Source organism: Nakamurella leprariae (assembly GCF_016918035.1).
Classification (GTDB): Bacteria; Actinomycetota; Actinomycetes; order Mycobacteriales; family Nakamurellaceae; genus Nakamurella; species Nakamurella leprariae.
Genome location: NZ_JAERWK010000021.1, coordinates 1 through 26,678 on the forward strand (window position 1 = coordinate 1; position 26,678 = coordinate 26,678).

Here is a 26,678-nt window from a genome sequence, read left to right on the forward strand (position 1 = left end):
GGCACTGACTATCGGTACACTGTTGAGTTCTCAAAGAACGGACACACACCCACTCAGCCCTTCCAGGCCTCGCCGGGGCAACCCGAACAACATTACCAGACCCGAACCACAGCGTCAAACCCGCTGCTTCAGTTCCGGCTCCCTCCGTCTCGTTCCCGGGCGCAGCAGCGCCCCAGTACGATCTGGTGCTTCAGGGATTGTGTTGACCTTCCGGCCGCTCTCGCGTCCCGCGCTGGCAACTCCGAGAACATTACGGGCGGCTGCAACCACTGTCAAACGCCACCGCTCACCCGCGCTGACCTGCACGTTCTCCATCTGACCAAGCACCCCCTGTGCTCCCCACCTGGCTGTATGCCGGAGAGTGACCGCTCGATAACCTTGTGTTGTCGATCGAACTCGCGGGATCACTCCGATCCCGGGGCGGTCGCTGCCCGATCGGGGGAAGTCATGACCTGGCTGTTGCTGGCCGGCGCCATCGTCGCCGAGGTCACCGCCACGGTGTCGCTCAAGCTGTCCGACGGGTTCAGTCGGTGGCTGCCCACCGTCCTGGTCGTCATCGGGTACATCACCGCCTTCGTGTGCCTGGCCATGGCCCTGAAGCGCGGCATGCCGCTGGGGATCGCCTACGGGGTGTGGGCGGCGTGCGGGGTGGCCCTGGTCGCCATCGTCGGCGCGGTCTTCCTGAACGAGCCACTGTCCCTGGTGCAGGTCGGCGGGCTCGCCCTCATCGCCGGCGGGGTGCTCGCCCTCGAGCTGGGCGCCAGCCACCCCTCGTCCTGACCGGACCGCGGGCATGCCCGTCCCGTCCGACGGACGGTGCCGTCCTCGCGGCACGCGGTCGAGACGGGTCAGCTGCTGCACGGTGGGTGACCTGGAGATCTGCTGTCCGAGCCGGGGTGGCGGCCGGCACCGTGCAACCTCCGGCGCACCGTGCCCCGTCCCACTCCCATGACCGCATCCCGACTGTCCCGGCGCGACCTGCTGCTCACTGCGATGCTCGCCACCGGCGGCGCGCTGGTCGGCGGCCTGGCCGGGTGCGGGCGCACTGATCCGGCGCCCGACCCCACCGCCGGCAGCACGACCCCCACCACGACGACCGGCGCGCCGGTGGTGGCGGCCGGTCTGGTCGAGACCCTCAGCGGGACCCGGCCCCGCGCCGCCGGAGATCCGGCGGCGGCGCAGCCCGCGCTGGCCGGCTTCGGCGCTGCGATGTTGCGCGCCGTGGTGCAGTCGGACCCGGCCGCGTCCACGGTCATCAGCCCGTACTCGCTGTACTCGGTGCTGGCCATGGTCCGGGCGGGCGCCGACGGTCAGACCGCGACCCAGCTCGACCAGTTGCTCCATCTGGACGGCGAGCAGCAGGGCGCGGCCATGACGGCAGTCGATGCGGGCGTCGCCGCCGCACTCGACTCGGCCCGTCAGGCCGCGCCCGACGATCCGGACGGCGTGCTGGTGGAGACGGCTGACCAGTCCTGGCTCCAGCGCGGGTTCGACGTCCGCCCGGCTTTCCTCGATGCGTTGGCCAGCCGGTTCGGCGCCGATGCGGTCAGCGCCGACTTCACCGCCGATCCCGAGGCCGTCCGGGCCGCCGTCAACGGCTGGGTCGCCGAGCGCACCCGCGACCTCATCCCCGAACTGTTCCCGAACGGTTCGATCACCGACGCCACCCGGGTGGCCCTGGTCAACGCGCTGTACCTCAAGGCCGCATGGGCCAAACCGTTCCGGGCGCCGGTGGACGGCGACTTCACCACCGCGAGCGGCGAGGCCGTGACGGTGCCGGTGATGACCAGCGAGCGCACCGTCGCCGGCGTGGCCGGGTCCGGGTGGCGGTCGGCCACCATCCCCTACCTCGGCGCCGGACTGGCCATGACGCTGCTGGTGCCGGACGCCGGCACCTTCGACGCCACGCTCGCCGGGCTCGACGCGGCCACCATCGCGGCGGCGGCCGCGGCCGACACCACCTCGGCCGCCCAGTGGACGCTGACCATGCCGACCTTCGCGATCGCGAGCACCCCCGACGTGCAGGCGGCCGCGCAGGCCGGTGGCGTGACCGACCTGTTCGACGCGACCACCGTCGACCTGTCGGGCATCGCGGGCGCCCCGGGCGACCTGGTCGTCGACGCCTTCCTGCACCAGGCGGTGATCTCGGTCGACGAGCACGGCACGGAAGCCGCTGCGGCGACCGGGGTCTCGATCGGCGTGACGTCGGCCGCCCCCGGTGAGCCGCTGGTGGTCGATCGGCCGTTCCTGTTCTGGATCGCCGACACCACCACCGGCGCGCCCCTGTTCCTCGGCACCGTCACCGACCCGCGGAGCTGACCGGGTCGTCCTGGGCCGAGCCGGTCAGCCGGGAACGCTGTCCTCGAGCGGGAACTCGATCCGCACCCCGAGCAGCCGGACCGGCCGGCCGGACTCGAACCGGTCGAGCACCCGCAGCGCGAGCTCGACGACCGCGTCCGGGTCGGTGGTCGGGGCGGGCAGTCTGCTGATCAGCGACCGGGTGAAGAAGGACGACGTCCGGACCGTCACGCCCACCCGGGCGGCCCGCCGTCCCTCGCCGAACACCTCGGCGGCCACCTCCCGGGCCAGCCGCGCCACCTGCGACCGGACCTCGTCCGGCTCGGTCAGGTCGGCGGCGAAGGTGACCTGGTGGCCGCGGGACCGCGGGTCCCGGGGTGTGGGCACCACCGTGGTGCCGACCTCACCCGCGCCGGTGGCCCCCAGCCGTGGACCGGTGGTCGGCCCGAACCAGCCGGCCAGCACGGCCGGATCGGCGTCGGCCAGGTCGCGGACGGTGAGCAGCTCGTGGGCGGCCAGCCGCGCCGCGGTCCGCGTCCCGATGCCCCAGAGGGCATCGGTCCGTCGCTCGCCCATGACCGGCAGCCAGGTGTCGGCGGTCAGCGCGGCCACGCCGTCCGGCTTGCCGAACGACGTGGCCGTCTTGGCCCGCAGTTTGGTGTCACCGATGCCGACCGAGCAGGTCAGCCCGGTCCGTTCCCGCACCGTCGCCCGGACGGCCGTCGCCACCGCGGCGGGGTCGCTGGTGTGCACACCGACGAACGCCTCGTCCCAGCCCCACGCCTCGACGACCACGGGTCCGTCGGCGACCACCGATCGCAGCGCGGTCATCACCGCCTCGGAGGCCAGTTCACAGCTGGTCTGGTCGACCGGTAGCCACACCGCGTCCGGACACCGGCGATGCGCCGTGCGCAACGGCATCCCGGAGCGGACGCCGTGCGCCCGGGCCTCGTAGGACGCGCAGGTGACCACGGTCCGCGGCTGGGTCGGGTCGCCGGCGCCGCCGACCACCACCGGCACGCCGACCAGCTCCGGGCGCCGCAGCCGCTCGACCGTCACCTGGAACTGGTCGAGGTCGACATGCAGGATCCAGGTGGTCCGACGTCCGGCCAGCCCGGCCACGTCTCGCGGGGACGGCACCGGGATCGGGGCGGCGACGGTCACCGCCCCATGCTCCGGCCCACGCGCCCGGACCGCCACCGTGACCCGGGGACCGGAGCCCTCCCGTACCCTCCGCCGGTGACCCTGCTCAAGTCGCTGCTGCTGTTCGTGGTGGCCGCCGTGGCCGAGATCGGCGGCGCTTGGCTCATCTGGCAGGGCGTCCGTGAACACCGCGGGCTGCTGTGGATCGGCGGCGGGGTCATCGCGCTGGGCCTCTACGGCTTCGTGGCCACCCTGCAGCCCGATGCGAACTTCGGCCGCATCCTGGCCGCCTACGGCGGCGTCTTCGTGGCCGGGTCACTGGCCTGGGCGATGGTGGTCGACAAGTTCCGCCCGGACCGGTGGGACGTCATCGGCGCGCTGGTCTGCCTGTTCGGCGTGGCCGTGATCATGTACGCGCCACGCAGCGCCTGATCGGTCGCGTCCGACCCCGGCGATCGGCTGTCCCGGGTCCGGTGCTTGGGTGCTGACCATGTCCGACGCGCTCACCGCTGAGACCGTGACCCTGCCCGGCGCCGACGGCGACCTCATCGAGGCCTACCTGGCCAGACCGGCCGGAACGACCCGCCGCGGTGGGGTCGTGGTCATCCACCACATGCCCGGGTGGGACCGGGGCATGAAGGAGATCACCCGCCGGTTCGCCGAACTCGGCTACGACGCCATCTGCCCGAACCTGTACGTCCGAGAGGCGCCCGGCGCGGCGCCGGACGACGCCGCGGCCACCGCTCGTGCCTCCGGCGGCGTCCCGGACGCCCGGCTGGTCGGCGACGTGGCCGGCGCAGCCGCCCACCTGCGGGCGCTGCCGACGTCGAACGGCCGGGTCGGGGTGATCGGGTACTGCTCGGGTGGCCGCCAGACCGTCCTGGCTGCCTGCCATCTCGACGTCGACGCCGCCGTCGACTGCTACGGCGCGTTCGTGACCGGGACCCCGCCGGAGGGCTTCCCGCTGCAGGTGGGGAACCTGGTCGACCAGCTGCCCGAGCTGCGCACCCCGCTGCTCGGGCTGTTCGGCAACGAGGACCGCTACCCCTCGCCCGACGACGTCGACGAGTTGGAGCGACTGCTCACCGCGCACGGCAAGACCTTCGAGTTCCACCGCTACGACGACGCCGGCCACGCGTTCTTCTCCAACGACCGTCCGTCCTACCGCGTCCACGCGGCCAACGACGGCTGGGAACGCGTCGCCGCCTTCTTCACCACCCACCTCGGGACACCGCGCACCACCGACCCCGCCGGGAGCTGACATGTGCACCTACGCCACGATCCGGACCGAGATCGACGGCAGCGCCAAGGGTCCGGGGTCGTCCTGGACCCACGTCACCGACGCGACGGTCTACTTCGACCACCCGGTGCACGCCGCGGCCGAGCACACGCTGAACATCGACTTCGTCGACCCCGCCCGCGGGCCCGGGTCACGGGTCGCGGTCGAACTGACGGCCGCGTCCGCGCGGGAGCTGGTCCGGGCCATCGAGGGCGCACTGGCCTCGGCCCCGGCCGAGCTCACCGTCTGATCGCGACCTGATCCCTTCCCGATCCGGCGCCGGCCCACCGATGAGTTGCCCTCGACCGCTCGGTCGACCCCGCTGACCGCCCCCGGAGCAGGAAGCAGGCATCCCGATGCGCCCTCTGATCGTCACCGAGTTCGTCAGCCTCGACGGCGTGATCGACTCCCCCGGCGGGGGCTCGTACCCGCACGCCGGCTGGACGTTCCAGGACATCGAGTTCGACGAGGCGGCGTACGAGATCAAAGGTCGCGAGCAGCAGGAGGCCGGCGCCCTGCTGCTCGGCCGGATCAGCTACGACGAGTTCGCGCCCGTCTGGCCGACCATGGACGAGTTCGCCGAGTACAACGCCATGCCCAAGTACGTCGTGTCCAGCACGCTCACCGGCCCGACCTGGAACAACACCTCGGTGCTGCGGAGTCTGGAGGAGGTGGCCGCCCTCAAGGAGCAGGACGGCCAGGGCAGCATCCTGGTCCACGGCAGTGCCACCCTGGTCCAGGGTCTCGCCGCGGCCGGCCTGGTCGACCGGTACCACCTGCTGGAGTTCCCGGTGCTGCTGGGCAGCGGCCGACGCCTGTGGGCGAACGCCGACGCACCCAAGACCTCGCTGCGACTGGTCGAGTCCGCCTCCTACGGCAACGGCATCCGGCTCGCGGTGTACGACGTGATCCGCTGACGTCCGGGCGACCCGGGAGCGACAACGCCCCCGGGTCGCGCGGTCATCGCTTGACGCTGGCCAGCAGGAGCTGGGCGACGTCGAGGACCTCGACGTCCTCGGCGGTGCTGGTTGTCACAGTGGTGCCGCCCGTGCTGGTTTCAGGCGCGGGTTGGCTCTGCCGGGCGGTGAGGCCGTCGGTGAGCATGACGCGGCAGAACGGGCAGCCGGTGGCGATCGCTCCACCCTGAGCCTTCCCGCCATCCGCGCCTGCCAGGGTGGTGAGGGCTTCGTCAGTACGTTCCAGGTTGACCCGCTTGCCGATCTTCTCCTCCATCCACATGCGGGCGCCGCCGGCGCCGCAGCACAGGGCGCGTTGGGAGTTGCGGGGCATCTCGGCCAGTTGCAGGTTCGAGGCCTGCAGCAGCTCCCGGGGCGGGGCGTAGACGCCGTTGTGCCGGCCCAGGTAGCAGGGGTCGTGGTACGTGACGTTCCGACCCGGAGCCTCGTCCGGGCGGCGCTGCGGCACCAGGCGCTTCTCGCGCACCAGCCGGTTCAGCAGCTGGGTGTGGTGGATGACCTCGTAGTTCCCGCCCAGCTGCGGGTACTCGTTCCCGAGGGTGTTCAGGCAGTGCGGGCAGGTCGTCACGATCTTCTTCGTGGGCCGGTCGCCGAACGCGGTGTTGATGGTCTCGACGGTCTCGGCGGCCATCATCTGGAACAGGAACTCGTTGCCGGCCCGGCGGGCCGGATCCCCGGTGCACGTCTCCGCCGTGCCCAGCACCGCGTAGCCCACGGCCGCGGTGTGCAGCAGCTCGGCGGTGGCCCGGATGGTCCGCCGGGCCCGGTCGTCGAACGCGCCCGCGCAGCCGATGAAGAACAGGTACTCGTGATCGTCATCGATCACGTCCTGGACCACCGGCACCTCGAACGGCAGGTCCTTGGCCCAGTCCATCCGGGACGTCTGGTTCTGCCCCCACGGGTTGCCCTTGTTCTCCAGGTTCCGGAACAACCCGCCCAGCTCGGTGGGGAACTCGGACTCGATCATCACCTGGAAGCGGCGCATGTCCACGATGTGATCGACGTGCTCGATGTCCACCGGGCACTGCTGCACGCACGCCCCACAGGTCGTGCAGTCCCACAACACCTCCGGGTCGATGATCCCGCCCGTCGCGCGGCCCAGCTCGTCGAACTCGGCCGGCCCGACCAGCGGCCGCCCCGCCTCCAGCACCGCCAGCGGATCCGAGTGCGCCAACGCCGCCAGATCCGCCTCGGACAGTTTCTCCTCGCCCTCGGCGGTGAGCCCACCGCCCGCGGCCAGGTACGGGGCCTTGGCGTGGGCGTGGTCGCGCAACGCCAGCACCAGCAGCTTCGGTGACAGTGGCTTGGCCGTGTTCCACGCCGGGCACTGCGACTGACACCGCCCGCACTCGGTGCAGGTGGAGAAGTCCAGCCAGCCCTTCCAGGAGAAGTCCTCGACCTTCCCGGCGCCGAAGGTGTCGGTCTCCGGGTCGGCCTCCTGAAGGTCCAGCACCTGCCCGTTCGACATCATCGGCTTGAGCCCGCCCAGGGCGGTCCGCTCCGGTTGCCGCTTGAAGTAGATGTTGAAGAAGGCCAGGAACCGGTGCCAGGCCACGCCCATGGTGATGTTCTGCCCGATCACCAACGCCCACGCCATCGACACCGCCACCTTGACCAACGCGATCAGCGTGATCGCGGCCAACGCGAACCCACCGCCGGGCAACCACGAACCGAGCCAGGTCGACACCGGCGCCGCCCACGTCGGGAACGGCAGGAACCCCGCCGCCGACTCGAACCCGCGGATGGCCAGGATGCACACCGCGATCACCGCGATCACGGTCTCCACGAAGTACGCCTGAGCGAAGTTCGACCCCGCGAACCGTGAGCGCAGTCCGGCCCGGCGCGGGTGCGCCCGCTGCCGCACCACGATCAGGTACCCGATCCCCAGCAACGTGAGCACCGCCACCAGCTCGACCAGCAGCCCGTACCAGGCCTGATGACCCAGCCACGGGATCTCGAACCGCGGATTCCACGTCTGCCCGGCCGCCTGCACCAGGGTCAGCACCAGCGCCCCGAAGCCGACCATCACCAGCCAGTGCGCGGCACCGACCACACCCCACTGCAGCATCCGGGTGTGCGCACCCACCTCGACCAGCACGGCCTTGAGCCGCTGCCCCGGCCGATCGGTCCGGGTCGGATCCGGCGCGCCCAACCGCAGCGTCCGCCAGATCCGCAGCGCGGCCCGACCCAGCCACCCGAACCCGGCCACCAGCAGCAGCACCGCCACCGGACCGCACACCCACTGCAGCGCGGACACTCGCGAGCCTCCAGTCCCGTGGCGGATCGCGGACGTCCGGACCGGCGCCGCCACGGCTGGGCCCGGTCGGGTCCCCCGGCGGCGATCGACCAGCGGTGACGCCGTCCGGCGTCGTCGGGACCGATCTCGGGAGGACGGGTCGAGGTTAACCGCGCACCGGCCGCCACCAGCACGATCGCCGTCGGGTGAGCCGACCGAGTCACCACGCACGGCCGCCGGAGATCCTTCTGGCCGCGACACGTTCGCACGTCCGAACGGTCGGTAGCACATCCACACAGGGGGCGGAAACCGGCATCGTTCCTGTTCAAGGGTTCACAGACGTTCTTGACAAGCTTCCTACGAAGCGCTGAACATGTCGTCCGACCGACCAGTCGGTTCTGTTGTCCCGGGCGCCGCCGCCGGTCGTCGGCGCCCGTCCCGACGACAGCCGTGTCCATGCGTCCACCCAGCCCGACCGGGCTCCCGTCAGGCCTGCCGCACCGGTCGACCCCGGTCAGCGCCCCGAACCTGCAGCGCCGATCCGCGGCCTGCCGGCCCGCCGTGACCGTCCAACGGAGGATGATCAATGAGCCTCGCTGAACTACCACCCGCCCTCCGCAACGTGGGGGCCGGCAAACGCCGGTGGGTGCTGATCACGGTCCTGTGGACCAACTTCGGCGTCTGGCTCGACAGCGCGAAGACCAGCCTGCTCACCCCGTACTGGGCCGGGGACCTGGGGCTTGACGCTGCGCAGATCGCCGACGTCTCCTCGGCCTACCTGCTCGGCTACTTCCCGACGCTGTTCGTGGCCGGCTTCCTGGCCGACCGCATCGGCCCCAAGAAGATGCTGATCATCTGTCTGACCGGCGTCACCGTCATGGGCTTCACCATGGCCGCGGTCCAGACCTACAACGAGATGTACGTCCGGAACCTGATCTTCGGCATCTTCTTCGGCTTCCTGTGGGCGCCGTGCCAGCGGATGCTCGCCGTGTGGTTCCCGGTCTTCGACACGCCTCGGGTGACCGCCCTGTGGGTCGGCTCGCAGATGATCACCGCGATCGTCGCGCCGCTCATCGCCCTGCCCATCGCGATCAACATCGACTGGCGCTGGTCGTTCGTGGTCATCTCGCTCATCGGCCTGCCCGCGCTGTTCCTGCTGATCTTCAAGACCAGTGACGTCCCGTCCCGGCTCAAGGGCATCAGCCAGGCCGAGGTCGAGCTGATCAACTTCGGCCGGTCCGAGGAAGCCCAGGCCAAGTTGCCGACGCGGGAGATCCTCGCGTTCTTCAAGCGCCCGTCGATCATCGCGATGTGCATCGCCGCCGGCCTGGCCACCACCCCGACCTGGTTGATCGGCACCTGGAGCTCCTACGGCGTCATCACTCTCGGCGGCGTGGACGGCAACATGTTCACCTACGTCGCGCCGCTGGCCTCGCTCATCCCCGTCGCGTACACGTTCCTGCACGGCAAGGCCGTCAACACGATCTTCAAGGGCCGGCTCAAGCCGCCGATGCTGCTGGGCGTCGGCATCGCCGCGCTGGGCTACCTGCTGGCGGCCGTCCTGGACGTCCCGTGGTTCCTGTGGCTGCTGTTCATCAGTGCCTTCGGGTTCATGTCGAACCCGCTGTTCTGGGGATCGCTGAACACTTACTGGGTCCGCGCCGCCCGCCCCGAGGCCACCGGCACCTTGAACGGCATCGCCGCGGGCCTGCAGGTGGCGTTCGGCTACGTCCTGGTCAAGGTCAGCGCCGAGTGGTTGGACCCGAACAAGCAGGGTCTGGGCCAGATCAGCACCATCTGGCTGGTCGGCGCGGCCGTCTTCGCCGCCGCCGCCATCCCGGTCCTCTTCGTCAAGGAACCGAAGTCGGACGGCAAGGACCTGCCGACCGGTCCCGCCGCCGGTGCCGCGGTGCACTGACCGTCCGCACGACGGCTCGGCCCGCATGATCTCGGCCGGTCCGGTGGTCCTCGAGACCGCCGGGCCGGCCGTTCCGCGGTCCGGGCCGGATCAGCCCGGCGGATCCGGCGCCGCGCTCAGGCCGACGGACGCCGGGTGTCGTCGCGGCGGAAGTTCAGGTGGGCCCGGGACGGCGTCGGCCCGCGCTGCCCCTGGTAGCGGGAGCCGTACTCGGCCGAACCGTACGGGTGCAGCGATGGGGAGGTCAGCCGGAACAGGCAGAGCTGCCCGATCTTCATCCCCGGCCACAGGGTGATCGGCAGGTTGGCCACGTTGGACAGTTCGAGCGTGATGTGGCCGCTGAACCCCGGATCGATGAAGCCGGCGGTCGAGTGGGTGAGCAGCCCGAGCCGGCCCAGCGACGACTTGCCCTCCAGCCGGCCGGCCAGCCGGTCGGACAGCGAAACCAGCTCGAAGGTCGAGCCGAGCACGAACTCGCCGGGGTGGAGCACGAACGCGTCGTCGCCGGCCACCTCGACCAGGCTGGTCAGATCGTCCTGCTGCACCTGCGGGTCGATGTGGGTGTAGCGGGAGTTGTTGAACACCCGGAAGAACCGGTCGAGCCGGACGTCGATGCTCGACGGCTGCACCAGCGTCGCGTCGAACGGATCGAGGGCCAACCCGCCGGCCTCGATCTCGGTGAGCAGGTCCCGGTCCGACAGCAGCATGCGCGTGAGGGTATCCGCGCAGGTCGCGCCGAGACGAACCGCCCGATCCGGGGGCCCGGGAGTCCCACCGCAGCGGCCGGCCGGACCGTGGGGTTGGATGGTCGGCGAGTGGGACGGGGCGTTCCGCGTCGCCGACGCAGTCGACGCCCCCGTGGACGGAGGGACACACCATGAGCACACCGAACCCGGCACCGGAGCCGACCGGCCCCACCCCGACCGATCCCGACGACGACGCGGTGCCGAACCCGGAGACCGGCGTCGGCATCGGCGCGGACGAGGGTGACACCTTCGAGCCCGAGGAGACCGGCGCGCCCGCCGACGAGAGCTGACCACACCCCGGCCGCCCGTGGGTCGGGAGCGGCCGCGGGGCGCGGACCGCGCCCGGCGTCGGGTAACATTCCCGGCACTGCGGGCGTAGTTCAGTGGTAGAACTTCAGCTTCCCAAGCTGATAGCGCGAGTTCGATTCTCGTCGCCCGCTCGTTCCGGAGCCCCGGTCCCTCCCTCGGAGGGCCGGGGCTCCGTCCGTTGCAGGGGTCCGTTGCAGGGGTCCGTTGCGGGGCTGACCGCGCCGAGCCCGATCCGACGCCGTGTCCGGTCCTGAGCGCGTCGCCGACCCGGCGCGGCATCGGTGGTCGGTCACACTCGGTCGGTGGAGACCCTGATCTACGCGCTCGTCGCCGTGCCGTACGCCTGGCTCGTCGCCGTCCTGACCCGCCGCTGGCTTGGTCGTCCGGTCGGCCGGATCCGGGCCGCCGTCGTCGGGCTGGCCGCGTTCGCCGCCAGCGTGCTGTTCACCGAGTCGACCAGCCGGGCCGCCGGCCTGGTCGACGCCGATGGCGAACGCGCGGTGCCGCTGGCCGTCACATGGGCGTTCTCGCTGCTGGCCTTCGGCTGGGTGCTGGCCATCGGCATCGCCGTCCTGGTGACGCTGGAGGCGCTGTGGCCGAGCCACCGGTGGGCCAACCCGCTGACCGCGTACCGGTCGTTGCAGCGACGGAACCGCCGCACCCGCCGCTACCTCGACATCCTGCGCATCGGTTCGCGGCACGGGCTCGGCCAGATCATGCACGGCCACACCAACGACCCGTCGCTGAGCGCACCGGAACAGCGGGCGGCGGCCGTGGTGCGGGCCATCAACGAGGCCGGCGTCACCTTCGTCAAGCTCGGCCAGCTCATCTCCACCCGCCGCGACCTGCTGCCCGAGCCGTACCTCTCCGCCCTGGCGTCGCTGCAGACCCGGGCCGCGCCGCTCCCGTGGCCGGAGGTCCAGGCCGCCGTGGAGCGGGAGATCGGCGGCCCGCTGGACACCCTGTACGCCGAGGTCGACCCGGACCCGCTGGCGGCCGCGTCGGTGGCCCAGGTGCACACCGGCACCCTGCTGGACGGCACTCCGGTGGTGCTCAAGGTGCAGCGGCCGGCCGCCCGGGCCCAGGTCGAGGCGGACGTGGACATCGTGATGCGGATCGCCCGCCGGCTGGAGAACCGCACCAGCTGGGGCCGCGACTTCCGCACCGTCGACCTGGCCGAGACGTTCACCAGCTCGCTGCGCGAGGAGCTGGACTACCGGGTCGAGGCCGGCAACATGGACATGCTCGCGACCGCGCAGCGCCGCAGCGGGGCGGGCGTGACCGTGCCGGCGGTCTTCCCGCAGGCGAGCTCCCGCCGACTGCTGACCATGGAGCGGGTGGAGGGCACGCCGCTGGTCTCGGCCGGGGCGCTGCTCGCCGAGATGCCGATGGAACAGCGCACCGCCATGGCCCGCGAGCTGCTCCGCACCGTGCTCGACCAGGTGCTGGTGCACGGCGTGTTCCACGCCGACCTGCACCCCGGCAACGTCCTGGTCCGGCCGGGCGGCACGCTCGGGCTGATCGACTTCGGCGCGGTCGGGATCATGGAACGCAGCCTGCGGGACGTGGTGGCCGGACTGCTGCTGGCGGTGGGTCAGGAGGACGACATCGCCGCCACCGACCTGCTGCTGTTGGCCGTGGACACCCCCGAGGACACCGACGTCGAGGCGCTGCGGCGCGGGGTGGGCGCAGTGCTGACCACGGTGTCCCTGCGCTCCGGGGCCGGAGTGTCGATCTTCGCGGCCATGCTCGACGTCATCCGTACGCACCGGGTCTCCGTGCCGCCGGCCCTGGGGCTGGCGCTGCGGACCCTGCTCGCCCTGGAGGGCTGCCTGCGGCTGCTGGACCCGGAGTACTCGTTCGTGGACGGTGCCCTGGACCTGGTGCCGGCGGTGTTCCGGCAGAAGCTGGGACCGGCCCGGCTCGCCTCCCAGGTCCCCACCCAGGCCGCGGTGCTGGGCGCGATGACCCGCCGCACCCCGGCGCAGCTGCAGGACTTCGTCGGTCAGCTGCTCGGTGGCCGGCTCGGGTTCCGGGTCAACCTGCTGGAGGACGAGAAGGAACGCAGCTGGATCAGCGCCCTGGTCGCCGAGACGGTGGGGGCGGTGGCTGCGGTGGTGCTGCTGCTGGTGGCTGCGGTGCTGGCCGCCAGCGACACCGGCCCGCTCATCACCTCGCAGGTGAGCGCGCTGTCGTTCATCGGTGCGGTGATCGGGCTCGGTGGGTTCCTGCTGCTGCTCCGGTCCATCCGCCGCATGTGGGACATGCGGTCCCCCTGAACGCATCGCCGGTGATCATCCGGCGCGCACCCGCGACGACTCACCGTGCTCCCACCGCCGGCTGCCCAGACCGATCGCGGCGGAGCCGGGGGGCCTGCCGCGGGAAGGGGCCGGCATGCCGGGCGCAGCAGCCGGACGCGGTCCGAGGCGGATCCTCGGCGACCACACCAAGTGGCGGATCCGGACGTCGGGATCCCCAGCCGGCCGGTCGCTGACGCCGGGTCAACCGGACGCCGCGCCCGCTCCGGCCGTCGGGTCGGGTTCCTCGACCACGGTGAGGTCGAGGAACTGCTGCACGTCGATGACGCCGAGCACCACCCGGGCCGGCGCCGGGATGCCGGCCCGGGTGCGGTCGACGACCAGCCGCGGATCGGTCAACGTGATCGTGCGACCGCGATGCACCACGGTGCACCCGCCGGCGGCGAGCACGTTGCGGACCCAGTCGGCGTCGGCGCCGTAGGTGAGTGCGATCCGGTACGCGGTCGGTCTGGTCGGAGCCCGCGCTCCCTCGTCCCTCGCTCGCGCGACTCCTCCGGTCGGTCTGGTCGCAGCCCGCGCTCCCTCGTCCCTCGCTCGCACGACTCCTCCGGTCGGTCTGGTCGCAGCCCGCGCTCCCTCGTCCCTCGCTCGCACGACTCCTCCGGTCGGTCTGGTCGCAGCCCGCGCTCCCTCGTCCCTCGCTCGCGCGACTCCTCCGGTCGGTCTGGTCGGAGCCCGCGCTCCCTCGTCCCTCGCTCGCGCGACTCCTCCGTCACCGAACGCGAAGAGGTTGATCGGCGTCCGGAACTCCCGCCCCGACCGGCGGCCCCGGTGCGTCAACAGCCCGAAGCCGGGCAGGGTCGGCGACACTCGACGCATCAGCTTGTTGAGTCCGACCCGGTTGGCCCGGGCCAGCGCGCGCGGCAACGGCATGGCGGCTCCTCGGCTCACCGGCGGCACTACGCCGGTTCAGAGCACGATGCTGCCCAGGTCGGTGCGCCGCCGCCACCCCGCCGGCGCTCGCCACTCCCGCCCCGCCACGACGGCAGCGGCACCGCCTCGCCCGTCAGGAACGACGGGTCGTGCCGCTGCGCGTCGGACGAGGTCGGGGCGCAAGTCATGGCGTCGACCCCAGTGACGGGGGACGACAGTCACGCGGGGATGCGCTCGGCCCGATCGGTGACCGCGCCGGTCGTCCCCTCGTCCGAGGGCTCGCCGGTGCCCCGGCCCGCCGGCAGCAACAGGCCGACCAGCATGGCCAGCGCGACCGCGGCCGCGCCGACCAGGACGGCGGGGCGGGCCGCGTCGACGTAGCCGGTCGGGGTCAGCTCGCCGCCGGCCCCGGTGAACACCGCGGTCAACACGGCGATGCCGAGCGCGACGCCGACCTCGCGGAGCATGCTGTTGGTGCCGGAGGCCTTGGCGTGGTCCACCGTCGGCAGGCCGGCCAGCACCACCGTGGACGCCGGCGCGAAGATCAGCCCCATGCCCACCCCGGCCATCACGAACCCGGGCAGCATGGAGACGAAGGTCTGGTCGGGCGTCAGCGTGATGCCGATCCAGCCGATGCCCGCGGCCAACAGGGCGGTGCCGCCGACGATGAGCGCCCGGGTCCCGACCCGTGGGGCCAGCAGCCCGGCCAGCGGGGCCACCACCATCGGCGCCATCGTCCACGGCATGGTCATCACGCCCGCCTCCAACGGCGAGCGGCCCTGCACCACCTGCAGGAACTGGATCAGGATGAACACCGCGCCGAACGCGCCGAAGGAGAAGGCCAGACCGACGACGTTGACCACGCTGAAGCCACGGTTGCGGAACAGCCGCAGCGGCAGCACCGGAGCGTCGGTACGGGTCTGTCGGCGCAGGAACGCACCGAGCAGCACCATGCCGCCGATCAGGGCGACCAGCACCTCGGCGCTGGTCCAGCCCGCCTCGTTGCCGCGCACGATGCCGTAGACCAGGCCCAGCACGCCGACCCCGGCCAGCAGCACGCCCAGCAGGTCGGCCCGGACCCGCTCGCCGAAGGTGTTGGGCAGCGCGCCGGCGGCCAGCACCGCGCCGAGCACGCCGATCGGCACGTTGATCCAGAAGATGGCCTGCCAGCTCCAGCCCTCGACCACGGCGCCGCCGATGAGCGGGCCGAGTGCCACCCCGAGCCCTGAGACTCCACCCCAGATGCCGATGGCCAGCGCCCGCAGCCGCGGCGGGACCGACTCCGCCAGCAGGGTCAGCGACAACGGCATGATCATCGCTGCGCCGGCGCCCTGCACGGCCCGGGCGGCGATGAGTGTGCCGGGATCGGCGGCCAGCGCGCACCAGGCGGACGCCGCGGTGAAGAGCACGATGCCGGCGACGAAGAGCCGGCGGCGGCCGAATCGGTCCCCGAGGGTGACCGCGAGCAGCATGAGCGACGCGAAGCTCAGCGTGTAGGCGTTGGTGATCCACTGCAGGTCCTCGACCTGGGCCCCGAGATCGAGATGGATGACGGGCAGCGCGCTGGTCACCACCAGGTTGTCCAGCGTGGCCATGAACATCGGCACGGACGCGGCCAGCACGGCCATCCAGACCGGCACGACGAAGCGGCGGGACGGGCCGGCGCCGCCGCGCGCGGGGGCCGGCGGGTCGGCCGGCTCGAGGGACGTCGTCATGGTCGGGAACCTCCGGAGGCGGGACGGCAGTTTTCGGTAGTCATCGACTGATCACTTCCGCCGTCGGACGCTAGTCATCGACTGATAACCTGTCAACGTGTCCGCTCCCCGCACCCGCATCCCGGCCGCCGAACGTCGTGAGCAGATCCTCGACGTGGCGGCAGACCTGTTCGGCAGCAACGGGTTCACCGCCACGACCACCGATCAGGTGGCTCGGGCGGCGGGCATCAGCCAGCCCTACGTGATCCGGGTGTTCGGGTCCAAGGACGAACTGGTCCGCGCCACCGTGGCCCGGGCCGGTGATCGGGTGATGGCCGCGTTCCGGGCGGTCGTCGACGAGGCGGACGGCATCAGCGGGGACGAACTGGCCCACCGACTGGGCGAGGCGTACGTCGATCTCATCGCCGACCGCGGACTGCTGCGGGTGCTCATGCAGGCGTTCCTGGCCGGAGCCGATCCCGCGGTGGGGCCAACGGCACGGCACTGCTTCCTGAAGATCGCCGGCTTCATGCGCGACGCCGCCGGGATGTCCGCGGACCAGGTCGTCGGCTTCCTGGCCCACGGCATGCTCCTGAACACCCTGCTCGGCCTGGACCTCCCGGCCGCGACCGACAGCGGGACGCCCGACGACACGCTCGCCGCCTGGCTGGTCCAGTGCGCGCTGGGGCACAAGGCCGACCTGCTGCTGCGGCAGTCACCGTGACGGTCACCCGTGGGCGTGAACCGGACGATCAGGACGCAGCGGACGCGGCTGTTGATCTCCACTCCGCCCGGGTCAGCGCCGGCAGCACCACCGGTCCCACCACGACGTCCGGGACGGCGAATGCGACGGCCTCGTCCGATCGCGTCCATGTCCGAGCCGCTCAGCGCCACGGTGGTCGCCCACGAGGTGCCCCGCGGGCACGGTCCAACTGGGGCCACCTGGTGGTCGAGCACCTGCCATGGTTCGCGCTCGCCGACCTGGTTCACCGAGCACGTCACCATCGGCGACCGGTAGTCGCACCGGCAAGGCTGCCCGAGCACGAGGCGACAACGCTCGAGGACATGGGGTACGACCAGCAGCAGATCCTCGAACGTCTCCGGTCCGAGCCGCTCCAGGCGTTCCGGGACTCGGAGGCCTCCACCAACTTCGGGCTCACCGCCGCGGACGAGTCGGTGGCCGCGGCAGCGCCGGCGGTCACCGTCGAGTACTTCGACGAGGACGGCCTCGGCGCCTTCGCGCGCTGACCTGCGCCTGGCCCGGACCGTCGGCGGTCCGGGCCAGGATGGGGTCGATGTCCGCCGCTGCTGGAACCGCGCCCGACCGGTGGTCGGTGACCGCCCTCGTTCCCGGTCCCCCCGGGCAGTGGTGGTGGCAGCGGCTGGACGAGGGCGGCACCCCGGTCGGACCGGTCAGCACCGCCGACGTTCGGGCGCTCACCGGGATCGCCGACACCACCCCGTCCGGGCACCGGTGGCTGGTGGAGCGGGCGGACCGCACCTGTCCCCCGCTGGTCGCGGCCGGGCTCCGGCTGTCGCGGATGCACGACGTGGTGGCGACCGAGCGCATCCTGCTCGGCCGCACACTGCGGCACGGCGAACCCGCGTCGGTGGCCGCGGTGCTGGCCCGCCGGGACGGGACGTCCGTTCCCGATGACCCGGCGGACCCGTCCCCCGAGCACCCGGTCGAGGCACCGACGCTGTTCGAGGCGACCGCCCCGGCCGGCGGGCCGGGCTCCGTGCCTGACCTGGTGGCGGCCTGGATCGACCAGCGGAACCGCATCGGTGAGGACCGCGCGCTGCGCCTCCTGGTGGCGGCGGAGGGCGCCGGCGCGCTGGCCGCGGTGGAGATGAGCGCGGACGGGGTGCCGTGGCGCATCGACGTGCACCGGGAGCTGCTGGCCGAGTTGCTCGGACCCCGCCCCGAGCCCGGTGCCCGCCCCGAGCGCCTGCAACGGCTGGCCGAGCAGATCGGCGCGGCCTTCGGCGCCCCGGTCAACCCCGATTCCCCGGTCGAGCTGCGCGAGGCGTTCCATCGGGTCGGGTTCGCGGTCTCCTCGACCCGGGCCTGGGAGCTGCAGCGCGTCGACCACCCCGCCGTCGCGCCGCTGCTGCAGTACAAGGAACTGGCCCGGCTGTGGACGGCGAACGGCTGGAACTGGCTGGACGAGTGGGTCGCGCCGGTGCCCGGTCATCCGGGCCGGGGCCGGTTCCGTCCCGGGTACGTCCCGGCCGGCGTGGTCTCCGGCCGCTGGGCGGCCCGTGGCGGTGGCGCGTTGCAACTGCCCCGGACGGTGCGCACCGCCGTCCGATCCGATCCGGAGTTCCGGCTGGTCGTCGCGGACGCGGCACAACTGGAGCCGCGGGTGCTGGCCGCGGTGTCCCGCGATCCGGCGCTGCAGGCCGCCTCGGTCGCCCCGGACATGTACGCGACGATCGCCGCGGAAGGGTTCGGTGGCGACCGGGCGCGGGCCAAGCTGGCGCTGCTCGGCGCGATGTACGGCGCGACCAGCGGGGCGGCCGGTCAGCTGCTGCCGGTGCTGCAGCGCCGCTACCCGTTGGCCATGGCGGCCGTGCAACGCGCCGCCGACGCCGGGGAGCTGGGCCGGAGCGTGTCGTCGGTGCTGGGCCGGACCTGTCCCGCACCCGATCCGGGCTGGCGGTCCCTGGTGGAGGAGGGTGCCCAGCCCGGCGCCGCCGAGGCGGCCGTGCGGCGGGCCCGGTCGGTGGCCCGGGACCGCGGGCGCTTCACCCGCAACTTCCTGGTCCAGGCGTCGGCGGCCGACTGGGCCGCGGTGTGGCTGTCCCTGGTCCGGCAGGAACTGCTCGCCGCGGCCGGGCCGATCGGCGAGACCCGGACCGTGCTGTTCCAGCACGACGAGCTGGTCCTGCACGCGCCGGCCGAGGTGGCCGACGACGTCGCGCAGCTGGTCGTCGACGCCGCCGACCGGGCCCGGTGCCTGGTCTTCCCGGGGTCGCCGGTCGAAACGCCGGTGCGAGCGGTGGTGGTGCAGGACTACGCGGACGCGAAGTGACCGACGCCGCGAGAGCGCTCAGTACTGGCCGCCGAAGTAGACATCGGTGGCAACCAGCCGACCGTCCCGAACCGTGCTGATCTCAGCGTTGCGGTGCCGGCTGCCGTCCCGCAACTCCTGCTCGTAGACCAGCAGAACGCGCTCGGCGTCGATGCCGGTCAGCACCAGGGTGCGCTGTGAGGTCAACCGGCCGGCGGTCGGGAAGCACCGGTCCAGGAACGCCGCGCGGTCGAGACGGTCGTCCTGTGGGCTGGTGAAGACGAAGTCCTCAGCCAGCAGGCGTTCCGCGGTGGGCTGGTCCTGGGCGAGGTAGGCCGCCACCGCGGCGCCGACCACCTCGGCCGGGGCCGGTGTCGTCGTCACGCGGGGCCGCCCTGCCGGTCCCGGTCCACGGCGGCGCGCAGTTCGGCCAACTTGTCGGCGGCGGCGCGCTCCCGGTCCCGCTGCCGCTCAGCCGCCCGCTTCGCCTCCGGCGTGTTCCCGGCCAGCTCGGTGGCGCCGAGCGCCCGCCCGAACCGTCCCTCGATGCGGTCACGGACGGCGTCCAGGGTCGGCACTCCCTGATCGGGATCACCGAGGTCGGCTTCGAGCAGGTCAGGATCGACGAGTGCTGCGCCGGACACGGGCGCGCCGACACCCGGCTGCGCGTCGGTGGCGGTGGTCGCGTCGGAGCCGGGTGGTGCCGGCGACAGGCCGGGCAACGCCGGGTCCGGTGGCGGCACCTCGGGCGACTGGGAATCGGGCGACTGGGAATCGGGCGACGGAGGCTGGCTCACGGTGCTGCACCCCTTCGGTGGACGTCGCGGGCTGGCACGTCCGCGCCGTCCGAGCGGGTCGTGACCCTCCGGTCGGCGGGCCGGTGCCGCTGTCAACCGTACGAGCCCGCGCCGCGACGCGCCGTGGCGGCGGCGTCGCCCGGTCGGCGCGCACCGAGATCTTGCCGTGGTCACCGTGCGGTCATACCCTGGCCCTACTCGTCGGTAACAAGAGCTGCGACGGCCACCGTCGCGGCCGGTGACACCGGCGTCCACCCCTGATCAGGGCATGTGCACGACGAGGGAGTTCCGGCCATGGGCCACTACCGCAGCAATCTGCGCGACATCGAGTTCAACCTGTTCGAGGTGTTCGGCGCCGACACCCGGCTGGGCACCGGCCCGTTCGTCGAGATGGACGCCGACACCGCCCGCAACGTGCTGCACGAGCTGGAGGAGCTGGCCACCGGGACGCTGGCCAACTCCTTCGTCGACGGCGATCGGCATCCGCCCGTCTTCGACCCGGCCACCTTCTCGGTCCGCATGCCCGAGTCGTTCCAGCAGAGCTACAAGATCTTCCACGACGGCGAGTGGTTCCGGCTGGAGCTGCCCACCGAGCTCGGCGGGTACGGCGCCACCCCGTCCCTGCGGTGGGCCTGCGCCGAACTGGTGCTCGGCGCCAACCCTGCCCTGTTCATGTACTCCAGCGGCCCCACGTTCGGTGTCGTCGTGCACAACAACGGCACCGAGGCGCAGCAGGCGATCGCCAGGCACATGATCAACCAGAACTGGGGCGCCACCATGGTGCTCACCGAGCCGGACGCCGGGAGTGACGTCGGCGCCGGCCGCACCAAGGCGCGGCTGCAGGCGGATGGCAGCTGGCACTTGGACGGCGTCAAGCGCTTCATCACCTCGGGCGACCAGGACATGACCGACAACATCGTGCACCTGGTGCTGGCCCGACCGGAGGGTCCGGGCGTCGAGACCCGCCCCGGCACCAAGGGTCTCAGCCTGTTCGTGGTTCCCAAGTTCCTGTTCGACTGGGAGACCGGGGAACTCGGCGAGCGCAACGGCGTCTACGTCACCGGCGTGGAACACAAGATGGGCCTGAAGGTCTCGACGACGTGCGAGGTGACGTTCGGGCAGCACGACCGCCCGGCGGTCGGCTGGCTGCTCGGCGACGAGCACAACGGCATCGCGCAGATGTTCCAGATCATCGAGTACGCCCGGATGATGGTGGGCACCAAGGCGATCGCCACGCTGTCCAGCGGCTACCTCAACGCCCTGGAGTACGCCAAGGAGCGGGTGCAGGGCGCCGATCTCGCCAGGTCCACCGACAAGACCGCCCCTCGAGTGACGATCCTGCACCACCCCGACGTCCGGCGACTGTTGATGCAGCAGAAGGCGTATGCCGAAGGACTGCGGGCGGTGTACTCGTACACCGCGCAGTGGCAGGACCGGGTGGCGCTCACCGCGGCCGACCAGGGCGGCGATCCGGCCGCGCACGCCGTGGCCCGGGCAGTGAACGACCTGCTGCTGCCAGTGGTCAAGGGGGTCGGCTCGGAGCGGGCCTACGAGCAGCTCTCCCGGTCGCTGCAGGTCCTCGGCGGCTCCGGGTACACCCAGGACTACCCCATCGAGCAGTACCTGCGGGACGCCAAGATCGACACCCTGTACGAGGGCACCACGGCGATCCAGGCTCAGGACTTCTTCTTCCGCAAGATCGCCCGCGACCGGGGTCGCGCCCTCGGGGTGGTCGCCGCGGAGATCGCCGAGTTCATCGGGGCGGCGTTCGCGGCCCGGCCCTCGGCCGATCGACCGGCGTCCGATGGTCGGGGCCCGGACTCGCTCGTTCCTCGCTCGACCGACCTCTCCGGCGATCTGACCGCGCTGCGGACCGCGCTCGAGGACGTGCAGGCCATCGTGCAGACCCTGTCCCGCTACGCGGCCGAGGCCGCCACCGACCCGACGTCGGTGTACCGGGTCGGCGAGCATGCCGTCTCCCTGCTGATGAGCGTCGGCGATCTGCTCATCGGCTGGTTGCTGCAGCGCCAGGCCGGCGTGGCCGAGCAGGCGCTGGCCGGACGGGTCAGCGATGCCGACCGCGACTTCTACACCGGCAAGTTGGCGGTGGCGCACTGGTTCGCTCGGAACGTGCTGCCGCAGTTGTCGACCCGCCGCGCCGTCATCGAGGCGGCCGACACCTCGCTCATGGCGGTGCCGGAGGCCGCGTTCTGACAGCCGTTCCGAGAGCCGTCCCGTCTCCGACCCGTCCGACCGGCCGTCCGTCCCGAACCACCACCACCAGGTCCCGGCGACCGGGATTCACCCGATCACCGACCGGGTACCGCAGATCGGACATCGGACGAACAGGTCCGTCACCCGGGCGGACGACGAGGCGAGGAGACGCCGGATGGCTGAGATCACCGCGCACCAGGGCATCTTCAAGGACACCCACCTGCACGTGGAGGACACCGGCGGCTCTGGTCGCCCGGTCGTGCTGATCCACGGCTGGCCGCTGTCGGCCGAGTCCTGGAAGCTGCAGGTGCCGGCGTTGCGCGCGGCCGGGTACCGGGTCATCACCTACGACCGGCGCGGCTTCGGGCGCAGTGACAAGCCGCTGACCGGGTACGGCTACGACACCCTCACCGAGGACCTGCACACCCTGGTCACCGAGCTGGACCTGCAGGACGTGACCCTGGTCGGCTTCTCCATGGGCGGCGGCGAGGTGGCGCGCTGGTTCACCCAGTACGGTGCGGAGCGGCTGCACAGCGTGGTCTTCGCCTCGGCGGTGACGCCGTACCTGCTGAGGACGCCGGGCAACCCGGACGGCCCGCTCGAGGCCTCGCTCGCAGCGAAGATGACCGCCCAGCTGACCGCCGACCAGGAGTCGTTCTACGACGACTTCACCACCGAGTTCTTCTCCGTCGACGGGGCGCTGAAGGTGACCGAGGCACAGCGGCAGGAGGCCCTCGCCCTGGCCCTGCAGTCGAGCAAGGTCGCCGCGTTGGAGGCCATGGCGTCCTGGGGCACCACCGATTTCCGCGACGACGTGGGCCGCGTGACGGTGCCGACGCTGGTCATCCACGGTGACGGCGACGGGACCGTGCCGTTCGAGGGATCGGGCGAGCGCACCCACGAGGCCATCCCGGGCAGCCAACTGGTCGTGCTGCACGATGCCCCACACGGCTGCAACGTCAGCCACGCCGACGAGTTCAACGCGGCGCTGCTGGAGTTCCTGGCTCTCTGACCCACGATCTCAGCCACCTCTCAGTCTCGTCCGAGCGCCGCCCGGTGTGCTCCTCGGGTCCCTGATCCCGGACCTGAGAAGCACCCGTCCCGCCGCCAGAGTGCTGCTGGTCGGCCTGGAGCTGTTCGGCGCCCGGGCGGTGCTGGCTCCACCCCGTTCCACGACGACTTCCCCGGGGGTGCTGCAGTTCGGCTGGGTGGCGCCGGCCGGGCCGCAGGAACAGGAGATGAGTGATCTGGTGCGCCGGCTGGGCCGGTCTGCTCGGGCGGGTGGTCGTCGACCCCGATGATCGACGGGCGCGTCCGGTCCATCACGATGGTCCGGTTCACCCGGGGGGCCGAGTGGGCCGGAGGATCAGGATGACCGACGACGAGCCGACGCACGAACGCACCGAGCGCGCCTCGACCGACCCGCCCGGTGTGACCGCGCCGGGCGGACTGGCGTACCGGATCCGGCCGCGGGTGATGACCATCCGCTGGGCTGCCGTCGGATCGGTCGTCGGGGCGGTGATCTTCGCCCTGCTGGTCCCCTTCGGTCGACCGGAGGCGTTCGCCCAGGTCATCGGCACGTCGACGGCGGTGGACGCGGTCGTCGACTCGGTCACCCTGTCCGACGACCAACCGAGCGGCCGGGACGACGCTCCGCGGTGGGACGTCCGGATGCACTGGTCGGTCGACGGAGTCGGACGGACCGGGGTGGGGTGGACCCGAGCCGACGAGGTGCCGTACCAACCGGGCGACGCCGTCCGGATCCACGCGGGCGACGGGGACGAGCAGGTGTCACTGTCGACCGACGGTGAAGCCCGCGGCGTCGTGATCAGCTTCGCCGTGCTCGCGCTGGCGTTCCTGTTCGCCGCCCCGCTGATCTGGCGTCTCGGTCGACGCTGGTCCCGGCTGCCGCAGGTCGTCCGGCGCACCGATCCGGTCGGGGTCGTCGTGGTCGCGGTCGAGGCGTCGGCCGCCCGACGGTGGAGCCACTTCGTCAACCGAGGTCAGACCCGCGAGCTGCCCCTCCGGTACCGACCGGAGGACGCTGATGCCCGCGGCGGCTGGTTCGCCGTCGACCTCCGCGAGGACGGTACGGAGCCCCGGCCCGACGACCGGCTGCTGGTCTGGTCCAGCCGACCCGGGCGTCGCGGCCCGTTCGCGGTGCTCCGCCCCGAGGACGGCACCTGGTGGGTGGGCACCGGCGCCGACCCGGTGCCCTCGATGATCCGTCCACAGCGCCGGTTCCGACGCTGAGATCGGCCGGGCGGCGCTGACGATGCGCCGCCCGGCACGCACACCTCAGTAGGCCAGCAGGTTCTCGCGGAACGTCGGCTCCGTGTACTCCGAGCGGATCAGCCCGCGCTTGCGCAGGGCCGGGCCGAGCCCGTCGCAGATCTCGGTGATGTTCCGGCGGGTCACCGGCATCGCGATCAGGAAGCCGTCACCACCGGCCTCGACCATGTACTCGTCCATCTGACCGGCCACCTCGTCCGGGGTGCCGACCAGCGGAGCTGACTCCTGCACGCGGTGGTTGCTGATCGCCTCGCGCAGCGTCTTCCCGGAGCGGGCGTAGTCGGCCACCGTGCTCTGGTGCCCGTTGTTGTTCAGCTCGGGGAACGGCGCGTCCAGGTCGAACTTCGAGAAGTCGGTGCTGGTGAAGTAGGACAGGCCGGCCAGCGCGCCCTCGACGTTCTCGGCCTGGGCGCGGAAGGATGCCTCACGCTTCTCGATCGCCGCCTCGCGGCTGTCGGCCAGGATCGGGTGGACCAGGTACAGCACCTTGATGTCCTTGGGATCGCGGCCGTACGTGATGGCGCGCGCCGAGATGTCGTCCCGGTAGGCCTTCATCTCCTCGGGCCCCTTGACCGCGGCGATGATGGTGTCGGCGTAGTGGGCGCCGAACTCGCGCCCGGCGTTGGACCCGCCGGCCTGGCAGATGACCGGGTGGCGCTGCGGGCCGGGCGGGGTGTTCAGCGGACCCCGGCTGGCGAAGAACCGGCCCTCGTGATCCAGCGTGTGGATCTTGGTGTGGTCGGCGAAGATCCCCTTCTGCTCGTCCATCAGGACGGAGCCGGTCTCCCAGGTGTTGCAGAGTCCCTTGACCACCTCAACCCACTCGTCGGCCATCTGGTAGCGCTCGTCGTGCTCGAGATGCTGCTTGAAACCGTAGTTCTGGGCCGCCTGGTGCGGGCTGGCGGTCACCAGGTTCATGCCCACCCGGCCGCCGGTGAGGTGGTCCAGGGTGGTGAACAGCCGGGCGGCCAGGAACGGCGGGTAGAACGTGGTCGCGATGGTCGCGATGATGCCGAGGTGTTTGGTGTGCGCGGCCAGCAGCGGCACCAGTGGCACCGGGTCGAAGCGGATGGTGCCGCCGTTGTGGACCGACGACTCGAAGGTGCCCTTGTAGATGTTGGGCAGGACCGACGAGTCCTCCATCATCATGTAGTCGAAGCCGGCCCGCTCCAGACCCTTGGCCATGTCGATGAACAGGCTCGGCTGCCCGACGTCGCTGCTGACGTTGCCGGACCACCGGTCGTTCCAGTTGTAGACGCCGAACCCGGTCCCCATGAACCAGCCCATGTGAAACATGCGATGCCTCCAGTGCTCGACCGGCGGCCTGCCCGTCCGGTGTTCCGACCTGCACGGAGTCAAGGCGACCGCCGTGTCGACGCCGTTTCGCGACCGTCGCGGATCCATTGCGCCGGGGGCCATCTGGAGAGCGCCACCGGCGCAAAGCACTGGAAACCCAGGCGATCCCGGGCAGGAACGCGGCGATGGTCCGATGACGCGGCGCACCGGCCGATCCGCCGGTGGACGTCGGCGGACCTGGACGGAGACCACGTGGGAGAGCTGCGCATCGGACTGACCATGGGCGGGGCCGGTGACCTGCGCGGTCAGCTGGCGCTGGCCGCCGAGGCGGAGCGACGCGGCTTCGACCTGATCACCGCGGGCGACTCGAGTTCCGACGTGTTCACCATGCTCGGAGCGCTGGCCCACGGGACCGCGCGGATCGGGCTGGTCGCCAACATCGCCGGCTGGACCCGCACGCCCGCGACGACGGCGCACGCCGCGACCACCATCAGCAACCTGTCCGGTGGGCGGTTCACCCTCGGTCTCGGCCCCACCCCCAAGGCATGGGTCGAGGGCTGGCACGGCATGGCCTTCGACCCGGTCGTCCCCCGGATGCGCGAGTACGTCACCGCGGTGCGGGCCTGCCTCGCCGCCACGCCGGACGCGCCGACCGCCGTCGACGGCCGCTACTACCCGACCCACGGCTACACCAATTGGGGCGTCGACGCGCCTCCCGTGCCGGTGGCCCTCGGTGTCACCCTGCCGCGGATGACCGAGCTGGCCGGCGAGGTGTGCGACGGCGCCATGCTCAACTCGATCGTCCCGTTCGAGACGATCGGCTCAGCGGTCCGGGACCGGCTGGACCAGGGGCGCGCGCGAGCCGGCCGGACCGGTGAGCCGTTCGACGTCGGCATCCTGCGGTTCGTCGGCGTGCACGACGACCGGGCCACCGCCTACGACCTGTGCCGGGCTCAGATCGCCTTCTACTTCCCCATCCCCTACTTCACCACGGTGCTGCAGGGTCTGGGCTTCGAGGCCGAGCTGGCCGCCGGCACCGCCGCGGCCGCGACCGGCGACCGGGCCGCCGCGGTGGCCGCGGTCAGCGACCGGCTGGTCGACGCGCTGGGCATCGCCGGGACGCCGGGCGAAGCGCGCGAGCGGCTGCAGGCCTACGCCGGCCTGGTCGACTGGGTCGCGCTCGCGGGCACCCTCGACCTCCCGCACGACCAGGCGAACGCCCACCTGGGCCGCATCCTCGACACGTTCGGTACGGGCCGATGAGCCGGCGTCCC

Annotated in this window: 26 protein-coding genes and 1 tRNA gene; 19 read left to right on the forward strand and 8 right to left on the reverse strand. The window is 72.0% G+C overall.

Going from position 1 to position 26,678, the window contains the following annotated elements; all coding sequences use genetic code 11:
• Positions 1-447: 447 nt before the first annotated feature.
• Positions 448-780, forward strand: coding sequence for a DMT family transporter (locus tag JL106_RS16025; protein WP_205261754.1), 333 nt, complete (start codon positions 448-450; stop codon positions 778-780).
• Between the two features lie 168 nt (positions 781-948).
• On the forward strand, positions 949-2,319 hold the full coding sequence (locus JL106_RS16030; RefSeq protein WP_205261755.1) for a serpin family protein: 1,371 nt from the start codon (positions 949-951) through the stop codon (positions 2,317-2,319).
• A gap of 24 nt (positions 2,320-2,343) precedes the next feature.
• On the opposite strand, the gene JL106_RS16035 is transcribed toward JL106_RS16030, so the two are convergent.
• On the reverse strand, positions 2,344-3,462 hold the full coding sequence (locus JL106_RS16035) for a DNA polymerase IV (RefSeq protein WP_328842539.1): 1,119 nt from the start codon (positions 3,460-3,462) through the stop codon (positions 2,344-2,346).
• 75 nt (positions 3,463-3,537) lie between these two features.
• Between JL106_RS16035 and JL106_RS16040 the strand changes: the two genes are divergently transcribed.
• The 4 genes from JL106_RS16040 to JL106_RS16055 all read left to right on the forward strand — a co-directional run bounded on the left by JL106_RS16040 (position 3,538) and on the right by JL106_RS16055 (position 5,637).
• Positions 3,538-3,873, forward strand: coding sequence for a YnfA family protein (locus JL106_RS16040; RefSeq protein WP_205261756.1), 336 nt, complete (start codon positions 3,538-3,540; stop codon positions 3,871-3,873).
• Positions 3,874-3,931: 58 nt separating this feature from the next.
• On the forward strand, positions 3,932-4,702 hold the full coding sequence (locus JL106_RS16045) for a dienelactone hydrolase family protein (protein ID WP_236007820.1): 771 nt from the start codon (positions 3,932-3,934) through the stop codon (positions 4,700-4,702).
• Position 4,703: 1 nt separating this feature from the next.
• Complete coding sequence (locus tag JL106_RS16050) at positions 4,704-4,970, forward strand: DUF6295 family protein (RefSeq protein WP_205261758.1); 267 nt, start codon at positions 4,704-4,706, stop codon at positions 4,968-4,970.
• 106 nt (positions 4,971-5,076) lie between these two features.
• Positions 5,077-5,637 (forward strand): dihydrofolate reductase family protein, encoded by a 561-nt coding sequence (locus JL106_RS16055; protein WP_205261759.1) that lies wholly within the window; start codon positions 5,077-5,079, stop codon positions 5,635-5,637.
• Between the two features lie 43 nt (positions 5,638-5,680).
• Here JL106_RS16055 and JL106_RS16060 read toward each other — a convergent pair whose 3' ends face one another.
• The gene (locus JL106_RS16060; RefSeq protein WP_328842540.1) at positions 5,681-7,954 is read right to left on the reverse strand and encodes a (Fe-S)-binding protein; all 2,274 of its coding nucleotides are present in this window, start codon (positions 7,952-7,954) and stop codon (positions 5,681-5,683) included.
• 565 nt (positions 7,955-8,519) lie between these two features.
• Here JL106_RS16060 and JL106_RS16065 point away from each other — a divergent pair.
• Entirely contained in the window at positions 8,520-9,851 is a 1,332-nt protein-coding gene (locus tag JL106_RS16065) for an MFS transporter (protein WP_205261761.1), read from the forward strand.
• Between the two features lie 116 nt (positions 9,852-9,967).
• Here the strand turns inward: JL106_RS16065 and dcd are convergent, their stop codons facing one another.
• A complete protein-coding gene (gene dcd, locus JL106_RS16070; RefSeq protein ID WP_205261762.1) occupies positions 9,968-10,558 on the reverse strand; it encodes a dCTP deaminase in 591 nt (196 codons plus the stop codon).
• 170 nt (positions 10,559-10,728) lie between these two features.
• Here dcd and JL106_RS16075 point away from each other — a divergent pair, with 170 nt between their 5' ends.
• From JL106_RS16075 to JL106_RS16085, 3 genes are all read left to right on the forward strand, one after another.
• A complete protein-coding gene (locus JL106_RS16075) occupies positions 10,729-10,887 on the forward strand; it encodes a hypothetical protein (RefSeq protein ID WP_205261763.1) in 159 nt (52 codons plus the stop codon).
• A 79-nt stretch (positions 10,888-10,966) separates the two neighbouring features.
• Positions 10,967-11,037 (forward strand) — tRNA-Gly (locus JL106_RS16080).
• A 171-nt stretch (positions 11,038-11,208) separates the two neighbouring features.
• Positions 11,209-13,185 carry an ABC1 kinase family protein gene (locus JL106_RS16085; protein ID WP_205261764.1) on the forward strand — a complete coding sequence of 659 codons (1,977 nt, stop codon included), beginning with the start codon at positions 11,209-11,211 and terminating at the stop codon, positions 13,183-13,185.
• Between the two features lie 222 nt (positions 13,186-13,407).
• Here the strand turns inward: JL106_RS16085 and JL106_RS16090 are convergent, their stop codons facing one another.
• Positions 13,408-13,563, reverse strand: a complete 156-nt coding sequence (locus tag JL106_RS16090; protein WP_205261765.1) for a hypothetical protein — start codon at positions 13,561-13,563, stop codon at positions 13,408-13,410.
• 752 nt (positions 13,564-14,315) lie between these two features.
• Positions 14,316-15,812, reverse strand: coding sequence for a DHA2 family efflux MFS transporter permease subunit (locus JL106_RS16095; RefSeq protein ID WP_205261766.1), 1,497 nt, complete (start codon positions 15,810-15,812; stop codon positions 14,316-14,318).
• 97 nt (positions 15,813-15,909) lie between these two features.
• On the opposite strand from JL106_RS16095, the gene JL106_RS16100 reads away from it, so the two are divergent.
• The 4 genes from JL106_RS16100 (at position 15,910) to JL106_RS16115 (ending at position 18,826) form a co-directional block, all read left to right on the forward strand.
• Entirely contained in the window at positions 15,910-16,515 is a 606-nt protein-coding gene (locus JL106_RS16100) for a TetR/AcrR family transcriptional regulator (RefSeq protein WP_205261767.1), read from the forward strand.
• Positions 16,516-16,662: 147 nt separating this feature from the next.
• Positions 16,663-16,809: a hypothetical protein gene (locus tag JL106_RS16105; RefSeq protein WP_205261768.1), complete on the forward strand. Its 147-nt coding sequence runs from the start codon at positions 16,663-16,665 to the stop codon at positions 16,807-16,809.
• A 47-nt stretch (positions 16,810-16,856) separates the two neighbouring features.
• Positions 16,857-17,039, forward strand: a complete 183-nt coding sequence (locus tag JL106_RS16110) for a hypothetical protein (RefSeq protein WP_205261769.1) — start codon at positions 16,857-16,859, stop codon at positions 17,037-17,039.
• A 47-nt stretch (positions 17,040-17,086) separates the two neighbouring features.
• Entirely contained in the window at positions 17,087-18,826 is a 1,740-nt protein-coding gene (locus JL106_RS16115) for a bifunctional 3'-5' exonuclease/DNA polymerase (RefSeq protein WP_205261770.1), read from the forward strand.
• A gap of 18 nt (positions 18,827-18,844) precedes the next feature.
• On the opposite strand, the gene JL106_RS16120 is transcribed toward JL106_RS16115, so the two are convergent.
• Positions 18,845-19,189: a DUF4440 domain-containing protein gene (locus JL106_RS16120; RefSeq protein ID WP_205261771.1), complete on the reverse strand. Its 345-nt coding sequence runs from the start codon at positions 19,187-19,189 to the stop codon at positions 18,845-18,847.
• Positions 19,186-19,602 carry a hypothetical protein gene (locus JL106_RS16125; RefSeq protein ID WP_205261772.1) on the reverse strand — a complete coding sequence of 139 codons (417 nt, stop codon included), beginning with the start codon at positions 19,600-19,602 and terminating at the stop codon, positions 19,186-19,188. Before JL106_RS16125 ends, JL106_RS16120 begins: the two co-directional genes overlap by 4 nt.
• 294 nt (positions 19,603-19,896) lie before the next feature.
• On the opposite strand from JL106_RS16125, the gene JL106_RS22195 reads away from it, so the two are divergent.
• The 4 genes from JL106_RS22195 to JL106_RS16145 all read left to right on the forward strand — a co-directional run bounded on the left by JL106_RS22195 (position 19,897) and on the right by JL106_RS16145 (position 24,069).
• A complete protein-coding gene (locus JL106_RS22195) occupies positions 19,897-21,816 on the forward strand; it encodes an acyl-CoA dehydrogenase (protein ID WP_205261773.1) in 1,920 nt (639 codons plus the stop codon).
• 175 nt (positions 21,817-21,991) lie between these two features.
• Entirely contained in the window at positions 21,992-22,828 is an 837-nt protein-coding gene (locus JL106_RS16135) for an alpha/beta fold hydrolase (protein ID WP_205261774.1), read from the forward strand.
• Between the two features lie 100 nt (positions 22,829-22,928).
• Positions 22,929-23,117 carry a hypothetical protein gene (locus JL106_RS16140; protein ID WP_205261775.1) on the forward strand — a complete coding sequence of 63 codons (189 nt, stop codon included), beginning with the start codon at positions 22,929-22,931 and terminating at the stop codon, positions 23,115-23,117.
• Positions 23,118-23,187: 70 nt separating this feature from the next.
• Positions 23,188-24,069, forward strand: a complete 882-nt coding sequence (locus tag JL106_RS16145; protein ID WP_205261776.1) for a hypothetical protein — start codon at positions 23,188-23,190, stop codon at positions 24,067-24,069.
• Between the two features lie 45 nt (positions 24,070-24,114).
• Here the strand turns inward: JL106_RS16145 and JL106_RS16150 are convergent, their stop codons facing one another.
• Positions 24,115-25,404, reverse strand: a complete 1,290-nt coding sequence (locus JL106_RS16150; RefSeq protein WP_205261777.1) for an NtaA/DmoA family FMN-dependent monooxygenase — start codon at positions 25,402-25,404, stop codon at positions 24,115-24,117.
• 252 nt (positions 25,405-25,656) lie between these two features.
• Here JL106_RS16150 and JL106_RS16155 point away from each other — a divergent pair, with 252 nt between their 5' ends.
• Complete coding sequence (locus JL106_RS16155; RefSeq protein WP_205261778.1) at positions 25,657-26,667, forward strand: LLM class flavin-dependent oxidoreductase; 1,011 nt, start codon at positions 25,657-25,659, stop codon at positions 26,665-26,667.
• Positions 26,668-26,678: the final 11 nt, after the last annotated feature.

What these genes read in the sequence shown, in the direction of transcription:
- JL106_RS16105 (WP_205261768.1), top strand. Translation starts at nt 16,663, where the DNA reads ATGTCCGAGCCGCTCAGCGCCACGGTGGTCGCCCACGAGGTGCCCCGC.
- JL106_RS16065 (WP_205261761.1), top strand. Translation starts at nt 8,520, where the DNA reads ATGAGCCTCGCTGAACTACCACCCGCCCTCCGCAACGTGGGGGCCGGC.
- JL106_RS16030 (WP_205261755.1), top strand. Translation starts at nt 949, where the DNA reads ATGACCGCATCCCGACTGTCCCGGCGCGACCTGCTGCTCACTGCGATG.
- dcd (WP_205261762.1), bottom strand. Translation starts at nt 10,558, where the DNA reads ATGCTGCTGTCGGACCGGGACCTGCTCACCGAGATCGAGGCCGGCGGG.
- JL106_RS22195 (WP_205261773.1), top strand. Translation starts at nt 19,897, where the DNA reads ATGGGCCACTACCGCAGCAATCTGCGCGACATCGAGTTCAACCTGTTC.
- JL106_RS16050 (WP_205261758.1), top strand. Translation starts at nt 4,704, where the DNA reads ATGTGCACCTACGCCACGATCCGGACCGAGATCGACGGCAGCGCCAAG.
- JL106_RS16110 (WP_205261769.1), top strand. Translation starts at nt 16,857, where the DNA reads ATGGGGTACGACCAGCAGCAGATCCTCGAACGTCTCCGGTCCGAGCCG.
- JL106_RS16045 (WP_236007820.1), top strand. Translation starts at nt 3,932, where the DNA reads ATGTCCGACGCGCTCACCGCTGAGACCGTGACCCTGCCCGGCGCCGAC.
- JL106_RS16055 (WP_205261759.1), top strand. Translation starts at nt 5,077, where the DNA reads ATGCGCCCTCTGATCGTCACCGAGTTCGTCAGCCTCGACGGCGTGATC.
- JL106_RS16135 (WP_205261774.1), top strand. Translation starts at nt 21,992, where the DNA reads ATGGCTGAGATCACCGCGCACCAGGGCATCTTCAAGGACACCCACCTG.
- JL106_RS16150 (WP_205261777.1), bottom strand. Translation starts at nt 25,404, where the DNA reads ATGTTTCACATGGGCTGGTTCATGGGGACCGGGTTCGGCGTCTACAAC.
- JL106_RS16145 (WP_205261776.1), top strand. Translation starts at nt 23,188, where the DNA reads ATGACCGACGACGAGCCGACGCACGAACGCACCGAGCGCGCCTCGACC.
- JL106_RS16095 (WP_205261766.1), bottom strand. Translation starts at nt 15,812, where the DNA reads ATGACGACGTCCCTCGAGCCGGCCGACCCGCCGGCCCCCGCGCGCGGC.
- JL106_RS16075 (WP_205261763.1), top strand. Translation starts at nt 10,729, where the DNA reads ATGAGCACACCGAACCCGGCACCGGAGCCGACCGGCCCCACCCCGACC.
- JL106_RS16025 (WP_205261754.1), top strand. Translation starts at nt 448, where the DNA reads ATGACCTGGCTGTTGCTGGCCGGCGCCATCGTCGCCGAGGTCACCGCC.
- JL106_RS16115 (WP_205261770.1), top strand. Translation starts at nt 17,087, where the DNA reads ATGTCCGCCGCTGCTGGAACCGCGCCCGACCGGTGGTCGGTGACCGCC.